This is a genomic window from Hyphomonas sp. BRH_c22, from assembly GCF_000961795.1.
GTDB lineage: Bacteria > Pseudomonadota > Alphaproteobacteria > Caulobacterales > Hyphomonadaceae > Hyphomonas.
Map to the genome: position 1 here is coordinate 1 of NZ_LADU01000014.1, position 13,695 is coordinate 13,695.

A 13,695-nucleotide genomic window follows, 5' to 3' on the forward strand; every position below is an offset into this window, starting at 1 on the left:
GCCCACCCGCCCGAACGGCCGTTGTTGAGACCGCGAATGGCACGTATCGAATGTCGGACTACGCAGTCGTCGTTAAGGTTTCCAGGACGCCCACCAGGTGCAGCCGGCAGCCCCGAGTGCAATGGTGGGCGTCGTTGATCGCTTTAGAATTTTTGCCGGACGGTGCGACGGCATTGACGGGCAATTACGGGATCCATTTCTGCCCCTTATTCAGTGTGATAGCTTGGATGACCGAATTTGTCCGGTGCCGCGGCGCTCACTTGTTTTTAACGCGACCAATCTCGAGCCTCAGAGCCGCCTTCCGCATCGATCCCGTCCAGCCGTGCGGCCACGCCACGTGCGTTGCCGAGCTTTTCGCCACCTGCTGGACGAAATGATCAAAGCGCCTCTGGCCGAGGGCATGGTCTGCGTCGCGCTCGACTTCCGGGATCGGCTCGGTGCGGGTCAGCCAGTAGAAGACAGAATGGGCGATCGTTTCGAGGCACAGGGCTGTGTCGCGTTCGATCTCGCCCTACCGCCGGTCGAACGCATTCATGCGGCACAGCAGCCGTTCCTCTAGCACCAGATTGGCCTCTGGATCGAAATAGCGGCTGAGCGCGTCTTCCACCTCTTTTGCGTTGGTCACACCCAGTATGGATGCGTGGCGTTCGAGTTCGGCATGCAGCTTAGAGGGCAAACGAAGATCGACGCGCGGTTTGGCCATCTCAGAAGTCCGGCAAGGCGGCGTCATCAGCAAGGTCGATGGCCGCAGCACGTCGGATCGTCTCAAGCACCTGATCCTGTATCGACCCAGCGGATTCTGCTCAGTTTAGACCGCTAACGCGAATGCCTCAGCGGGTGTTTTCATGCCGAGGGCCTGATGTGGCCTTCGGTTGTTGTAGAAGCTGATCCAGTCTCCGACGACACGGGAGGCGTGCTGGAGGCTTTCAAAGCGGTGCCGGTGGATACACTGTTCCTTCAGAGAACGGATGACGCGCTCGATCATGCCGCTTTGTTGCGCTGCAGCGGGCAGTGCGGGGTGATGAACTCCTGGCGAAGTCCATAGCTTCTGACGAGCTTGGTGTAGGACCTGCTGGTAAAAACCAGCCCGTTGTCGCTTCGAAGCAGGAACGGCTCCGGAACCCGGCCGAGTGTTCCAAACCGGGTGATCAGCGCCTGCTCGAGTGCGCTGCCGGCCGTCGTTGCTTTGCCGGATCGCGAGAGGTGCCAGCCGAGCAGTTCGCGGGTGTGGCAGTCCATCACGAGCGCCAGGGACGCCCACTGGTCGCGGCCTGCCCAGAGACGGGCAAGGTCTGTCGACCATCGCTCGTCAGGTCGGCTTGCGACAGATGGCAGGGCCTCGATCCCCGGACGCTTGCCGATCGGTCGCTTTCGAACCTGCCAGCCCTTGATCTTGAAGATCCGCTGCACCGTGTTCTTGTTGAACCCGAGCAGCCAGGCGACCGTCCGATAGCCAAAGGACGGCTCTTTCTCGATCAGATCCTTGATCGGCGTCTCGAAGCGGGCATCGACCTTGGGCGCCGACTTCAGGGGCTTGTAGTAGACTGTCCGCCTCGGCACGTCGAACCAGATACAAAGCTTCGCAATCGATACCTTGTACCCATCCGCAAGCAGGCCCTGCTGGATGGTGCGGATCATGTGTCGTCGTTCCCATCCAGCAGGGCCTGGTACTTTTTTCGCGCACGCAGCTCCAGCATCGCCTCTCCATAGGCTTCCTGAAGCTCCTTGAGCTGACGCTCGTATTGTTCGCGTATGTCGAGCGGATTGGCGCGCAGCGCATTCTCCATGCCCTTGCGCGCATCCTCGACCCAGCCTTCGATTTCTGACGGCATCAGATCAAACGCCCGGCTGGCTTCCGCCACCGTCGTCTTGCCCTGAATGATGTCCATCACCAGCGCCGTCTTACGCTTCGCTGTCCAGCGTTTGATCTCGTCGTCCATATTCACACTCATAGCCAATTTTGCTCCTTATGGCTTGAGCAGTTTTTCGCTGGGTCGATACAATCCGCTGGTGCGTCTCTGTTATCGTCGGGTTCGGGTTCAGGCGTCTGATCCTGCTCTGACGTCACCACTCGTTCCGGCGGATCGAGCTCTAGCGCGATGTCGCGCCCGCCCTCATCAGCGGCACTCCGGATCGGAGCAACCGCGCCCTGCCCGCTCTCAACCCGTTCAGTCCAAGCGTTCACCACGGGCGGCGTCAGCGTTGCCAGCGCAGCGGCAGGCAGCAGACTTCCTGTAAAATTGCGATCCTCGATATAGCGCGGCCGCGCCGAAAATGTCACAAATGAATAAATAAAACAATGATTTAAGAAAATTCGCCCCCCTTGATTGTGGCCCAAATTCTGGCAACTTTTTAGCTCAATTGGCGCTGGCGTATGCTCGCGCTGACTGCGAACACGAATGGGCAGAGGTTGGCCTAAATCCAATTACATCGATCGGTTGTTTCGTCCTACCGCGAGAGAGCTATCACCACGCATATCCCGATGACGCAAATCGCCAGAGCCGCAGGTACAATGCAAATCTGCAAGAGTGCAGTGCGCCCTGAAATCAGGCCCGTATTCGTCGAGAAGGGTTCGTCGAGAAACTCGGTCCAGTCCTTGTTCTCGCGCTTTTCCCGGGAGGCGCGGCGCAAGACAATGGGCGTGCCGAAATACATGAGACAATAAAAGGCACAGATGCCGATCATGAACACCGTCTCTGCGTCATGACTGAACGTCAGATAAAATATCGCGAGGATCGCTGCGAAAAGACCCATGAATATCTTGAAGACGCCGTCGTGAACCGCCGTGTTCACCGAAACGCCTTGTGCAATGGCTGAAGAATCTTGGGTGGTCTCCACGCCGTCATCGCGAACGCGCTCCACATCGCGTCTCAATTCCGATTCCCGCTCAATTGTCAGATGGTCCGGCACGGCCTCCCCCTTTTCATGCATATCATATGCATGTTTTTGTATTGCGCGTCTGCGTTAAAAGCAATATATAAGATGCATTAATAATGGTGGCCCGATGCGATTGACCGTTCAGACCGATTACGCCCTGCGCATGCTCATGCATCTCGCCGTAAATGCAGACAGACTTTCGACCATCTCAGAGATCGCCGAACGGTACGACATTTCAAAAAACCATCTGATGAAAGTTGCGCAGGTCCTGAGCAGTTGGAAGATCGTTGAATCGGTGCGCGGCCGTGCGGGCGGGTTGCGTCTTGCACGCGAACCGAACCGCATAACCCTCGGGTCTGTCGCCCGCCCCCTCGAAGCCAGCAGCGCGCTCGTTGAATGCTTTCCGGGCGGTGCCGGCACTTGCGGGATTACGCCCGCGTGCAAGCTGAAAGGCATTCTCGCTGAAGCGAAGGAAGCCTTCTTCACCGTTCTCGACGGCTACACCGTCGAAGATCTCGTGCGCCGAAACCCCGCCTTGCACGATTTGTTGACGGAAGCGGCATGACCGAAGCTCGCCTTAGAAGCGCCGAAGATCGACGTGCGGAAATACAGGCGACCGCAGCAGCGCTCGGCATCGACGAAGCCTATATATCGCTCCTTGTAGAGACCTTTTATAGGCGCATTCGCGCGCATGAATTGATCGGCCCCATTTTTGAGTCCGCGATCGGCCTCGACTGGGCCCCTCACCTGGAAACTATGAAAGCGTTCTGGGCGTCAGTCGCGCTCAATGCCGGGCGATACTCAGGAAAACCCGTTCCCGCCCACAAGAAACACGCCTCCATCCAGCCCTGGCATTTCAAAATCTGGCTCGCCCTCTTCGAGCAGACGCTCAAAGATACGAGCCCGACGCCGGGCGCCGTCACCTACTTCATGGAACGGGCGGAACACATTGCGCAAAGCCTGCAACTCGCCATGTTCGGTCTGCCGGGGCTTGGCCAACCAAGGGACCGCGCATGACGGCTGTGACCGCGCCAGTCCTAGCGCCAGTCCTTGCGCTCGTCTGGGCAGGCGTTTCACTTGGCGGGTCTCTTGTCGCTGCGCCTGCGAAGTTCCGTGCGCCATCTCTCGAAGTGATGACAGCGCTCGAAGTCGGGCGTGCGCAATTTCTCTGGGTCGGCATCACCGAGGCGATAATTTGCGCAGGGATCATTGCCTTACTGCTTCTATGGCCGGCGATCTACTAGAAATGGATGACTGCGCCTATCGCCCTCTTCGCTCTTCAGCGGCTCGTCGTCATGCCGGCGCTCGATGCGCGAACACTGGAGGTGATCAGCGGCGCGCCAGCCGGAGAGACGCATCTGCATATTGTCTACATCATCCTTGAAGTCCTAAAAATCCTGATGCTGATCGCCGCAGCTGTCATCAGCTTGCGCGGCGTTCTGGTCTCGTCATGATCTCGCCTGTACTCCCCGGCAACGTTCAAAAATATGCCGAAACGCCAATGTTCACCGAAACGAGCGTGCCGAAAAAGCTGCTCGGCCTGGACGACAACAAACCTGGCGTCTGGGGGCGAATAGTTGTTATTCAGGGTCAACTCGACTACATCATTCCCGGCTCGCCGGAGCAGCGCTATCGTCTGTCTCCGGAGCAATACGGCATTATCAGGCCGACCGAACTTCATCGCGTCGAGCTTGTTGGCAATGTGCGGTTCAAAGTGGAATTTCTCAAGAAGGGTAAAGGCGCGGAAGCTTAACTCTCCGGCCAGTAGTGACTGTCAGGGATTGACCGTGCGCCGAAAATAGCCTGGCCGATGCGAAGAACCGTAGCGCCTTCCGCGATCGCCCATTCGAAATCACCAGACATTCCCATCGAAAGCGCATCAACGGATTGTCCTTCAATGATGGCGTCGCGCAATCGGTCCTGGGCACGGCACATGATCTTGAAGCACTCCCTAGCGCGCGCTTCTTCGCCCGAAAACACGGCCAGCGTCATCAGCCCTTTGAGATGCAACCTGTCATAAGGCGCGAGCGCCTTCACCAAAGCGCTGGCGCCTTCAGGCGGTATGCCGAACTTGCTATCCTCCCCTGAGGCGTTGATCTGCACAAACACGTCCAAGGTCCTGTTCTCAATATCGAGGCGTCGCTGCAGGGCCTCCGCGATGCCGAGACGGTCGAGCGCCTGAAACTCGTGCGCAAACCGCGCCACATATTTGGCTTTGCTCGTCTGGAGATGACCGATGATCGACCAGCGCACATCTATGTCTGTCAAAAGGTCGGCCTTTTCGCGCGCTTCCTGAACCTTGTTTTCGCCGAAGTTGGTCAGTCCCACACGGATAGCTTCCCGGAGACGCGGCGCGCCGACGGTCTTGGTAACTGGCAGGAGCGTGACTTCGGATGGATCGCGTCCGGCGCGAGCGCAGGCGAGTTCTATTCTTTCTCGGACCCTTTCGAGATTGATCACGATTGAGGATTCGTCCGCTTGTGAGATCTCAACCAAAGCGAGCCTCTAGACCGTTGAGCCAGGAGGACATGACGGCTTCGACTTTCGAACTGAGATCATCAGCATGCGCGCGGCGTCGCGGCGAAGCGCCACGGGGTCAAGTTCCGCCTGCTCCAGCTGGGTGGCATGACCAACGAGCCCGTGTTCAATGTCTCTGCCCGTCGCTTCAGCATCAAACTGAAAGTCGATGACGGCTTCGCAGAAGGCGAAAGCTTGATTTTCGCAAGTCGGCGTCGATGCCAAACGGCTTGCCCGACTCGGTAGATCAAAGGTTTCGCCATACCAACGAAACGCCATCGGGTCTTGCCCAAAGACGCTGGGGCAAGACGTCTTCCCGTCACGGGTGAGGGTGATCGGGGCGAACCCGATCTCCTTTGCAGGCTGGGGAAACACCCTTGCGCCAACCGCTCTGGCGATCAGTTGCGCGCCAAGACAGATTCCCCATGACCGGCTGGTCTCGGCTCAGCCGGCGATCTGCGAAGCGCAGATCATCGCGCAGGAAAGGGTATGCGTCATCGTCATTGTCGCTGATCGGGCCGCCGAGAACGATGAGCAGGTCAGCGTCGGCAACTTCGTCCGAAATGCCGTCAGCCGCATTGATCGCCGTGACCTGGTATCCCGCTGACCTCAGAAGCTCAGCGAATCCGCCAGGACCCTCGAACGCGATATGCTGAATGACGGCGCAGCTTCTCTGACGCATTATTGCCTATCCTTTTGGCAGCGGGCACCCGTCTCCGGTGCAGTGATCGCCCTCAGCCGTTTCGCTTGCCGCGGAAGCCGGGGGCGCGCTTTCCCGCAAAAGCGACATGATCTCTGCACCGAGCAACATATCCTCATCGCACCCGAATATCTGCTTCCGGAGGTTGCCGTTTCGGTCAATCAGGATCGTGGTTGGCGTCCCCTGCATGCCATAGGCCGTCATGGTCTTTGGCGGGCCGCCGCGATCCGATGGCGCGTCGATCGCCACCGGGAACGAAATCCGATATTCGTGGAGAAAGGCCTCAAGCGCCTCCTTCGTTCCTTGAGCGCCGTGATGCTCAAACACCGTATGCAGACCGATGATGGCGACATCTTCTTCGCTGAACAGCGCGTGCGCACGCATCGCCTGTGGCAGCGAATGGGACACGCAGCCCGGGCACAGCATCTGGAAAGCTTCCAGGAGGACGACCTTGCCGCGCACCGCTTCCAACGTGATCGGACTTTTCGTGTTCAGCCAATGGGTTGTTTGTAACGGTTTGGCGGGACGAAGTTTCATCGCGTGTCTCCTTTGTGCGGGCGCCAATAGTCATTGGCGGCGGCGATGGTCTGATAATGGATGGCGATCACCTGTGAGGACGCGATAAGCGCGTCGACATCCTTCGAATATTTGGGGCGGAGCTTTTTCAGTATGTCCATATCCGGCTGGGTCGCCTTGACACCAAGCCGGGACAGTTTGATGGCGAGCTGGAAACCCGCTTCAGGGTTTGCTGTCATCAGGCTCTCTGGAAAGCCCGGGATCGGTTCTGTCATCTTTTGTGCCTCTCTCAGAATGCGCGCTGCCAGCCCAGTGTCAGCGTCCAGTCGGATTCTAGCTGCGGGCCATTGAGGTCGCGATGAACGGGCAGACCCGCCTCGATGGCGAGGCGGTTTTTCGCGAACGGGCCGTTGGTGAACAGATAATTGGCGCCAAAAAGAAGCTCGGCTGTCTCACCGCCGAAATTGTCGGGGTCGGCGGTCTGCACCGGACCTATGATAGCTTGGTCGATGCCGTCGATCCGGCCTTGGGAGTCGGCTTTCACGCGCGTCCCGACGCTGAGGTTTCGGGAAAGATCATAGGCGAGCCAGGCCGTGCCTTCGATGCGGTCGCCGAGCGCGTAGCCTTCGTCATTCTCATCGAGCCGGATCGTGCCAAGAGCTTGCGCGCCCCAGGACCAGTCGCCCGAGCGCCCCAGATAGGTGATGCCAGGCTTAATATCGAAGGTCCCGGAACCAAGCTGCATAGCATAGGGTAGGCGCACCGTTGGCCGCGTATTCATCGGTGTCAGGATGGTTCCGGTCTCGTCGATTGATCCGGTCGGCAGGCTGATGGCGAGATTCAAATGCCAGCGATCCGCGCCGTCTCTGTCGACGCCGATCAGCGCGCCCAGCGTCGTGTCGCCGAAGCCTGACGTCTTAGTGGTGAATGAGCCGAGTTCTGTCGTCCCCACCGGTCCCTGGAACGTGATGTGATCCATGTCCTTCGTCACGAAGGAGGTCATGGCGGTCAGCGTCACGCGGTCGGTCAGCCCGTACATCAGGCCCACCATGTGCATGTCCATGGCCATCTCAGCGGGGACGACGCGTAAGGTCGGCGGTTGCATCGGCACGCCGAAGAAGCGATTGGCGACCGATGTGACAATATCGTCCGCAGAGAGTGTATCGGTGCCGTCTCGCGACCCCGCCATCTCCATCCGCATGAAACGGTAGGAGACCATCCACTCGCCATCGCCATGCAGATGATCGCCCATCACGCCGACCGGCGCATGGCCGGAGGCCGTGTAGTTGTGTTTCGGGTGTTGAGATTTGGGCGCCGCGCCGGGATGTGCGACGGCGGACGGTGCAATCAACCAAATCGCTGCGGCGGCGAGGATAAGGCGAGAATAGTTGCGGTTCATTTGAAATATGTCTTTCCTGGAGCGGCGCAGCCGACGCCCCGCGATCGGTCCAGCCGGGTGAAAGAGGCCAGAGGGCGTGATCGCGGGGCTGCGGCGCGGCTCTATTTCAGATCATCAACACTCGCGCCGAAATTGATGTGGTAGGGCTGGCCGTCGATGACGAAGGCAGGCACGGACTTGACGCCCGCCGCTTCGGCTTCGGCGAGCCGCGACGGCGCTTGCCCGAGGTGAACGATCTCAACCTCGAATTTCGACGGGTCCAGGCTCGCCGCGAATTGCTGCTCCGCATCGACGCAGACGCCGCATCCGGCATGATAGAAAGTGGCTTTGGTGCTCATGGAAATCTCCTTTGGTGAGCGTTAGGGAAGTCAGGTCTTCGGTCGGAAGCGCGCGCAAGCTATGCGTGCGCCCGCGCCACCGATGGGTTGGGTCTGCCAATCGTCCCGCTCTGTATGGATGATAAGAGCAGCACCGTCTGCGTCGGTCAGTTCGGACACACTGATCAGGGGCGAGAAGAATTCAACGCGCGTCGTCCCGGCGGCGGTCACGTGAAGGTTGGGCAGGTCCCCTCGATGCGCGCCGTCCGGATGCAGGAGTCCATGAGGTCCGTCATCCTTGCCCACATGGCCGCCCGAGGCTGTGTAAACCCCGACATCATCGCAAGCACCGACGCCGTGGATATGGACGCCATGGCCGCCCAGCGGCAGGTCGCGCGCCGCGATCTCGATAAGCACGCCATCACGGCCCTGCCAGGCGATCACATCGCCGATACGCTCGCCGTCCGGCCCGAACAGCCGGGCACGAGCGCGCGCGCCATAGGCGAGGGCGTCCTCAGAAGCTGCCGTTTCAGAGATGACGTTCGCAGCGCCAGAAGGGGCGGCGTCTCCATCCGGAGACGCCGCCTGCCCACAAGCCGCCAAGCCTAAGAGGCTCAGCGCGCCGACTGTAAATGATAGGTCGCGGCGCATTACTCCGCCACGACCTTGCCAGGCAGGGAAAGATCGCCGGACGCTACGTCATGGACCCCGGTGACGCAGAGAAGAGGCGCTTCGCCATTCACGTTGACCTGAAGTTCTGCAGTGACCGCATCGAACGAAACATCCTCAGCATTCGCGACCGGCACAGTGATGCGCGCGGTGCGGCCATCGAGGATCGGGCTCATGCCGGGGCTGTCGAGCGCAATCGGCAGGTAAGGCGCGGTGGCAGGCAAGAGATCCTGACCGGGCGAGACATCCCGCACCTTCAAGCCTGCGCCGCAGGCCTTGTCTTCGGTCAGCACGACCCAGTGGGAATGCCAGTCAGCACCATCATTGGCCGGATCGCCGTCCTGGTCCTCGTCGAACAGCGGCGTGTCGTCAAAATCCGGATGCGCCGTGATGGCGAGTGCCAGGATGCCGGATTCAGGATCGAAACCGACCGTGCCGGGATCCATGCTGGTCGGCCAGACATAGGATTCGATCTTGGCGCCGGTGAGCTGTCCGATGGGAACCGGCTTCACGCTGCCGGCGACGCCCGCGACTTCCATGGCGAAGGTCAGAAGCCGTCCATCGGTGGAGGCTTCTGCGTTGGTAATATCGAACGCCGGGGTTTTGTCAGGGTCGACGGGACTCTTGATCGGGTGGGCGCAGGCCGAGCCGGCGAACCCGGACGCCAGCAGGACGGCGAGGGTGAGATGTTTCATGAATTTGCTCCTATGTCGGTATCGAGTCGATACCGTTAGGCGCGTACACCGTCGCGAATTAACTTGCAAGAAAAGTTTTTAGTCGATACTAACAATTATGTTCAGTTCTTCCACTCATCTCCTCGAACGCTTGGCGCGCCTCGTTCACAACGATGCCCATGCCAGCGGCCTTAAGCCCACACAGTGGGAGGCGCTGCGCTATCTGGCCAGCGCCAACCGGTTCTCTCGCAGCCCCGGCGCACTCACCACCTATCTCGGCATGACCAAGGGCACCGTCTCCCAAACCCTGCAGGCGCTGGAACGCAAAGGACTTGTTGAGAAGCACGCGGCTGCGGGCGACCGACGCTGCGTAAAACTCGATCTGACGTCAGCTGGTGAGCATCTTCTCGCCGACGATCCGCTGGGCGATCTAGAAACCGCGATCAATGCCCTGCAAAAGGAAGATCAGAAACGGTTTGGCGCCATGCTGGAAGGCCTGATGAAAAACATGCTCCACCGCCGCGGCGGAAAGGCTTTCGGCGCGTGCAAGACCTGCAGATATTTCAGGCGGGGCAAGAATCAGGGCGCGCCGTTTTTCTGCAGTCTTCTGAGCGAACCATTATCGACAAGCGACAGCGAGATGATCTGCGCCGAACTGGAGATTGCTTAGCGTCGGACTGCGGGCTTTTAATTCAAGGCCAGGTTTTCTGGTTTGCTTCTGGAATAGCCGGTAGCGTCCCGGGTCGTGGTGTAAATTCGACCTGAGGAAGGTCATCGTGCGCGAATCCGTCGAGGTTGTGGTTGCGACACTCCAACCAGAAGGACCTCACACGATGACCGAAGACAGATTGGCTTTGTTCGAGCTGATTGACCAGAGCACCGACGACGATCTGGTGCGCGACATGCTGGCCTTTGCGGCCGGGCGGATCATGGAACTGGAAGTGGAGGCGCGCACGGGCGCGGCTCCCGGTGTCCGCTCCGCGGATCGCAAGGCTTACAGGAACGGGTACCGCGAACGGGCCTGGGAAACCCGTGCCGGACGGATCGAACTCGACATCCCGAAGCTGCGCAAGGGAACCTACTTCCCGTCGTTCCTCGAGCCGCGACGGACCGCTGAGAAGGCGCTCACGGCCGTCATCCAGGAAGCCTACATCAAGGGCATCTCGACACGGGCTGTCGATGACCTGGTCAAGGCGATGGGTGGCACCGGCATCTCGAAGAGCCAGGTCAGCCGGCTGTGCGAAGAGATCGATGAGCTGGTGCAGGCTTTCCTGAACCGCCCGATCGAAGGCGAGTGGCCTTACCTGTGGATCGACGCGACCTACATCAAAAGCCGGCAGGGCGGCCGGATCGTCTCGACGGCTGCGATAGTGGCTGTCGGGGCCAACGCCGAAGGCAAGCGCGAGGTCCTCGGCCTTGCCACCGGAGAATCCGAAGCAGAGCCCTTCTGGAAGGACTTCCTGCGGTCCCTGACAGCACGCGGCCTGCGCGGTGTGAAGCTCGTCATTGCCGATGATCACAAAGGCCTGCGTGCAGCCGCCTCGAAAGTGCTGAACACCAGCCAGCAAAGATGCCGGGTGCACTGGATGCGCAACCTCCTCGGCCGGGTCGGCAAGACGCACCGCGCCGCCGTCGCAGCGCTGGTGAAAACGGTCTTTGTGCAAAAGACTCAGGAAGCCGCCCGCGAGCAATGGCGCAGCGTCGCCGACAGCCTGCGGGAACGCTACACCGCCGTCGCCGAGCTGATGGATGCCAGCGAGGAAGATGTGCTGGCCTATATGGCCTTCCCGAAGGAGCACTGGCTCCAGATCCACTCGACGGATGTGATCGACAAGACTTTTGTGCCGGCTTTTGCTATTCTTCTGGTGTGCGGTCGACCTCGTGGCGAAGCGTGGCGCGTCGGCTGGAAGCGTCATCGGGCAGCCCATTCAGTCCCTGCCGGTTTGAGGCGACCGCACACCCACTGCGTTTCCCGGAGACACTGGGCCGTCGGGCGGCAACGAACTGTTCATAGCTCTTTCCGCATGCTCTGCGATCTGTACCTCCTGCTGGCGCAGTTCCTTTACGTTGTAAGCATAGCTTGCCCCGCGCTTATTGCCCTTCTTCTGCGGCCGTCCGGCGGCAAGCTCCGTGGCGCGGCGCTTGTGCGCGACAAGACTCGGGCGGGCCCAACGGTAATCCTCGCCCTTCTTCAGCATGTGCCAGCATAGAGTGGCGAGCTTGCGTGCGACCGCAACGGCGGCGATCTGATGACCGCGGCGCGCTCGGATTCGGATGAAAAAGGCTCGCAGTGGTCCGGGGGCTTTGGCCGCGGCCCAGGCCGCCTCAACCAGCATCGCCCTGGCATGGCTGCGGCCAGCCTTGCTGATCCGGCCATGATGGGCAGGCCCGAGGCCGGATTGGCGAACCCGCGGGTTGAGCCCGAAATAGCTCACCAGTTTCTGGGGTGAGTTGAACCGGTCAATTCTCCCGATCGCCGCCATGAGCCCGGCCGCCACCGTCAGATTGACACCCGTGATAGTCAGCAACCGCTGGATCGCTTCGTCATCAGTTGCATGCTGGGCGATGTCGCGGTCGAGTATGGCAAGGTCCTCTGCAAGCCGGTCCAACTCGCGGACATGGCGCGCGATTGCGGCTCGCTCGTCTTCCGGCAAGCGCTGGCGGGTCAACCAGTCGCGGCCGCGCTTGTTGAAGAGATCGGCATGCGGACATTTCGGGATCAGATGCTGATGCAGGATGGCATGCACTTCGTTCTTGATCCGGGTCCCATGCCTGACAATCTGATAGCGACGCGCCACAAGCCTGCGCATCCGCTCAGTCGCCGCATCCGGGGTCCAGATCTCCGGCAAGTAACCTGCGGCATGCAGGCTGGCCAGCGTTGCCGCATCGATTTTGTCGGTCTTCACGTGGGCATGGGCGATCGCTTTCACCTGGAGAGGATTGGCAATCACCACCCGATTCACATGGGGCGACAGAACCCGGGACACCGCCATGCAGTTTCCGGTCGCCTCTATCACCACCTCATCCGTCTTCTTCAATTGCCTGCCGAACCCCTCCAGGGTCGTGCGGGTCATATCGATCCGACCTTCATGCCGGGTCAGACCGTTCTCCCAAATCACCACTTCCCCGAAGGTCCGGTGGACATCTATTCCGACTACGCGTCGCATACGCGCCTCCCTTGCCAGTTGAAAACAACGGGAGCGGCGGGCGACACGACAACTACGGATTCGTGCTCGCGGCACAACCGGGCGAGTCGCAGAGGCGGCCAGCTACCAACACGAGCTCTCAGCTCATCGTGTGCATCGGCCTGCCCGCACCTTAGTGCTCCCGGTGCCTCTGTCCCGGATGCTCGCAGCATAGACCCAAATCCAAAAATCGGGACCGGACATTGGCACCAAAATCTTCATACCGGTTACTTATGAGCGATGAAACCTGACCGCGAGTATGCTCGGAAACTAACACGCAACTAACACGCAAACCCTGATTTTGAGCGGCTTTGCGTGTTAGTTTGTGATTACGAACGACCTCCAACTCTTTGTTTTTATTCTTCTTTATCTTCTGCAGTTTTGTCTTTTTCAGACTCATAATCGCGAGGTCGGGAGTTCAAGTCTCCCCCGAACCACCATTCAGGCGCGCTTGGCGCCGAGTTCCCAGCCGGTTTCCTCATCGTTCATCAGGACGTCGGCCAGTGTTGCCACCAGGGCCCGCGGACGGATCGGTTTTTCGATGAGGGACGAGAATCCCGCCAGTTCGCAGGCGGCCTGCCGCTCGGCGCTGATATCGGCGGTGACCGCCAGGATGGGGGCCAGCTGGTTGGGGCCGCTGGTCGTGCGCAGGGCCCGTACAATGGTTTCGCCGCTGCCGCCCGGCATGTGAATATCAGTGAGGATCGCCTGGTAAGGCGTGTCCATGGCCCGCGCGATGGCATCGTCAGCATTGGTGACCGTTTCGACCTGCCAGCCGGCCGCCTTGAGCGCATGCGACATGACCAGCGCGCTGACGGGATGGTCTTCGGCAATCAGGATA

23 protein-coding genes and 1 pseudogene are annotated in these 13,695 nt (G+C 60.1%); 7 read left to right on the forward strand and 17 right to left on the reverse strand.

The genetic code is table 11. The annotated features are described in order from the left end of the window. Positions 1–511: 511 nt before the first annotated feature. The 6 genes from VR74_RS02170 to VR74_RS02190 all read right to left on the reverse strand — a co-directional run bounded on the left by VR74_RS02170 (position 512) and on the right by VR74_RS02190 (position 2,862). Positions 512–769 (reverse strand): hypothetical protein, encoded by a 258-nt coding sequence (locus VR74_RS02170; RefSeq protein WP_299949374.1) that lies wholly within the window; start codon positions 767–769, stop codon positions 512–514. A gap of 39 nt (positions 770–808) precedes the next feature. Then, complete coding sequence (locus tag VR74_RS21490; RefSeq protein WP_045694045.1) at positions 809–985, reverse strand: integrase core domain-containing protein; 177 nt, start codon at positions 983–985, stop codon at positions 809–811. After that, positions 982–1,638, reverse strand: coding sequence for a DDE-type integrase/transposase/recombinase (locus tag VR74_RS02180; RefSeq protein WP_299949375.1), 657 nt, complete (start codon positions 1,636–1,638; stop codon positions 982–984). Before VR74_RS02180 ends, VR74_RS21490 begins: the two co-directional genes overlap by 4 nt. After that, the gene (locus VR74_RS02185) at positions 1,635–1,952 is read right to left on the reverse strand and encodes a DUF1153 domain-containing protein (protein ID WP_045694017.1); all 318 of its coding nucleotides are present in this window, start codon (positions 1,950–1,952) and stop codon (positions 1,635–1,637) included. Before VR74_RS02185 ends, VR74_RS02180 begins: the two co-directional genes overlap by 4 nt. Continuing rightward, positions 1,949–2,338, reverse strand: a complete 390-nt coding sequence (locus VR74_RS20400; protein ID WP_299949377.1) for a hypothetical protein — start codon at positions 2,336–2,338, stop codon at positions 1,949–1,951. Before VR74_RS20400 ends, VR74_RS02185 begins: the two co-directional genes overlap by 4 nt. 110 nt (positions 2,339–2,448) lie before the next feature. Then, a complete protein-coding gene (locus tag VR74_RS02190; RefSeq protein ID WP_299949379.1) occupies positions 2,449–2,862 on the reverse strand; it encodes a hypothetical protein in 414 nt (137 codons plus the stop codon). A 142-nt stretch (positions 2,863–3,004) separates the two neighbouring features. On the opposite strand from VR74_RS02190, the gene VR74_RS02195 reads away from it, so the two are divergent. From VR74_RS02195 to VR74_RS02215, 5 genes are read left to right on the forward strand one after another with little or no spacing between them, the layout of a single operon-like run. Next, on the forward strand, positions 3,005–3,442 hold the full coding sequence (locus VR74_RS02195; protein ID WP_045694021.1) for an Rrf2 family transcriptional regulator: 438 nt from the start codon (positions 3,005–3,007) through the stop codon (positions 3,440–3,442). Next, the gene (locus tag VR74_RS02200; protein ID WP_045694022.1) at positions 3,439–3,894 is read left to right on the forward strand and encodes a group III truncated hemoglobin; all 456 of its coding nucleotides are present in this window, start codon (positions 3,439–3,441) and stop codon (positions 3,892–3,894) included. Before VR74_RS02195 ends, VR74_RS02200 begins: the two co-directional genes overlap by 4 nt. Then, entirely contained in the window at positions 3,891–4,121 is a 231-nt protein-coding gene (locus VR74_RS02205) for a hypothetical protein (RefSeq protein WP_045694024.1), read from the forward strand. The genes VR74_RS02200 and VR74_RS02205 overlap by 4 nt, the downstream gene beginning before the upstream one ends. Positions 4,122–4,127: 6 nt before the next feature. Further along, positions 4,128–4,331, forward strand: coding sequence for a hypothetical protein (locus VR74_RS02210; RefSeq protein ID WP_045694026.1), 204 nt, complete (start codon positions 4,128–4,130; stop codon positions 4,329–4,331). Further along, complete coding sequence (locus VR74_RS02215) at positions 4,328–4,630, forward strand: DUF1971 domain-containing protein (RefSeq protein ID WP_045694027.1); 303 nt, start codon at positions 4,328–4,330, stop codon at positions 4,628–4,630. The genes VR74_RS02210 and VR74_RS02215 overlap by 4 nt, the downstream gene beginning before the upstream one ends. Here the strand turns inward: VR74_RS02215 and VR74_RS02220 are convergent. The 9 genes from VR74_RS02220 to VR74_RS02255 form a co-directional block, all read right to left on the reverse strand. Continuing rightward, a complete protein-coding gene (locus VR74_RS02220; RefSeq protein ID WP_366462041.1) occupies positions 4,627–5,364 on the reverse strand; it encodes a YggS family pyridoxal phosphate-dependent enzyme in 738 nt (245 codons plus the stop codon). The genes VR74_RS02215 and VR74_RS02220 overlap by 4 nt on opposite strands. A gap of 18 nt (positions 5,365–5,382) precedes the next feature. Further along, on the reverse strand, positions 5,383–5,673 hold the full coding sequence (locus tag VR74_RS20405) for a hypothetical protein (protein WP_299949381.1): 291 nt from the start codon (positions 5,671–5,673) through the stop codon (positions 5,383–5,385). 40 nt (positions 5,674–5,713) lie between these two features. Next, entirely contained in the window at positions 5,714–6,076 is a 363-nt protein-coding gene (locus VR74_RS20410) for a hypothetical protein (protein WP_299949383.1), read from the reverse strand. A 6-nt stretch (positions 6,077–6,082) separates the two neighbouring features. Further along, positions 6,083–6,631 (reverse strand): TlpA disulfide reductase family protein, encoded by a 549-nt coding sequence (locus VR74_RS02230; protein WP_045694030.1) that lies wholly within the window; start codon positions 6,629–6,631, stop codon positions 6,083–6,085. Beyond that, a complete protein-coding gene (locus VR74_RS02235; RefSeq protein WP_045694032.1) occupies positions 6,628–6,885 on the reverse strand; it encodes a hexameric tyrosine-coordinated heme protein in 258 nt (85 codons plus the stop codon). Before VR74_RS02235 ends, VR74_RS02230 begins: the two co-directional genes overlap by 4 nt. Positions 6,886–6,899: 14 nt before the next feature. After that, on the reverse strand, positions 6,900–8,009 hold the full coding sequence (locus VR74_RS02240) for a transporter (RefSeq protein WP_045694033.1): 1,110 nt from the start codon (positions 8,007–8,009) through the stop codon (positions 6,900–6,902). Between the two features lie 101 nt (positions 8,010–8,110). After that, positions 8,111–8,347 (reverse strand): thioredoxin, encoded by a 237-nt coding sequence (locus tag VR74_RS02245; protein ID WP_045694035.1) that lies wholly within the window; start codon positions 8,345–8,347, stop codon positions 8,111–8,113. Between the two features lie 30 nt (positions 8,348–8,377). Further along, complete coding sequence (locus VR74_RS02250) at positions 8,378–8,977, reverse strand: superoxide dismutase family protein (protein WP_299949385.1); 600 nt, start codon at positions 8,975–8,977, stop codon at positions 8,378–8,380. Then, complete coding sequence (locus VR74_RS02255; RefSeq protein WP_045694037.1) at positions 8,977–9,690, reverse strand: hypothetical protein; 714 nt, start codon at positions 9,688–9,690, stop codon at positions 8,977–8,979. Before VR74_RS02255 ends, VR74_RS02250 begins: the two co-directional genes overlap by 1 nt. A 97-nt stretch (positions 9,691–9,787) precedes the next feature. Between VR74_RS02255 and VR74_RS02260 the strand changes: the two genes are divergently transcribed. Together VR74_RS02260 and VR74_RS02265 are read left to right on the forward strand one after the other, a co-directional pair. Continuing rightward, complete coding sequence (locus tag VR74_RS02260; protein ID WP_045694039.1) at positions 9,788–10,339, forward strand: MarR family transcriptional regulator; 552 nt, start codon at positions 9,788–9,790, stop codon at positions 10,337–10,339. Between the two features lie 163 nt (positions 10,340–10,502). Next, a pseudogene (locus VR74_RS02265) lies at positions 10,503–11,504 on the forward strand (IS256 family transposase); the annotation flags it as partial. 93 nt (positions 11,505–11,597) lie between these two features. Here VR74_RS02265 and VR74_RS21495 read toward each other — a convergent pair. Together VR74_RS21495 and VR74_RS02280 are read right to left on the reverse strand one after the other, a co-directional pair. Next, positions 11,598–12,836 (reverse strand): IS110 family transposase, encoded by a 1,239-nt coding sequence (locus tag VR74_RS21495; protein WP_366462043.1) that lies wholly within the window; start codon positions 12,834–12,836, stop codon positions 11,598–11,600. Positions 12,837–13,295: 459 nt separating this feature from the next. Continuing rightward, the coding region (locus tag VR74_RS02280; protein WP_045694044.1) for a response regulator at positions 13,296–13,695 on the reverse strand (400 nt) is incomplete at its 5' end.

Bases quoted from the DNA above. Each gene is read 5' to 3' on its own strand.
- VR74_RS21495 (WP_366462043.1), bottom strand. From the start codon at position 12,836: ATGCGACGCGTAGTCGGAATAGATGTCCACCGGACCTTCGGGGAAGTG.
- VR74_RS02210 (WP_045694026.1), top strand. From the start codon at position 4,128: ATGACTGCGCCTATCGCCCTCTTCGCTCTTCAGCGGCTCGTCGTCATG.
- VR74_RS02230 (WP_045694030.1), bottom strand. From the start codon at position 6,631: ATGAAACTTCGTCCCGCCAAACCGTTACAAACAACCCATTGGCTGAAC.
- VR74_RS21490 (WP_045694045.1), bottom strand. From the start codon at position 985: ATGATCGAGCGCGTCATCCGTTCTCTGAAGGAACAGTGTATCCACCGG.
- VR74_RS02255 (WP_045694037.1), bottom strand. From the start codon at position 9,690: ATGAAACATCTCACCCTCGCCGTCCTGCTGGCGTCCGGGTTCGCCGGC.
- VR74_RS20405 (WP_299949381.1), bottom strand. From the start codon at position 5,673: ATGGCGTTTCGTTGGTATGGCGAAACCTTTGATCTACCGAGTCGGGCA.
- VR74_RS02185 (WP_045694017.1), bottom strand. From the start codon at position 1,952: ATGAGTGTGAATATGGACGACGAGATCAAACGCTGGACAGCGAAGCGT.
- VR74_RS02250 (WP_299949385.1), bottom strand. From the start codon at position 8,977: ATGCGCCGCGACCTATCATTTACAGTCGGCGCGCTGAGCCTCTTAGGC.
- VR74_RS02200 (WP_045694022.1), top strand. From the start codon at position 3,439: ATGACCGAAGCTCGCCTTAGAAGCGCCGAAGATCGACGTGCGGAAATA.
- VR74_RS02240 (WP_045694033.1), bottom strand. From the start codon at position 8,009: ATGAACCGCAACTATTCTCGCCTTATCCTCGCCGCCGCAGCGATTTGG.
- VR74_RS02195 (WP_045694021.1), top strand. From the start codon at position 3,005: ATGCGATTGACCGTTCAGACCGATTACGCCCTGCGCATGCTCATGCAT.
- VR74_RS02180 (WP_299949375.1), bottom strand. From the start codon at position 1,638: ATGATCCGCACCATCCAGCAGGGCCTGCTTGCGGATGGGTACAAGGTA.
- VR74_RS02260 (WP_045694039.1), top strand. From the start codon at position 9,788: ATGTTCAGTTCTTCCACTCATCTCCTCGAACGCTTGGCGCGCCTCGTT.
- VR74_RS02215 (WP_045694027.1), top strand. From the start codon at position 4,328: ATGATCTCGCCTGTACTCCCCGGCAACGTTCAAAAATATGCCGAAACG.
- VR74_RS02235 (WP_045694032.1), bottom strand. From the start codon at position 6,885: ATGACAGAACCGATCCCGGGCTTTCCAGAGAGCCTGATGACAGCAAAC.
- VR74_RS02245 (WP_045694035.1), bottom strand. From the start codon at position 8,347: ATGAGCACCAAAGCCACTTTCTATCATGCCGGATGCGGCGTCTGCGTC.
- VR74_RS20410 (WP_299949383.1), bottom strand. From the start codon at position 6,076: ATGCGTCAGAGAAGCTGCGCCGTCATTCAGCATATCGCGTTCGAGGGT.
- VR74_RS02205 (WP_045694024.1), top strand. From the start codon at position 3,891: ATGACGGCTGTGACCGCGCCAGTCCTAGCGCCAGTCCTTGCGCTCGTC.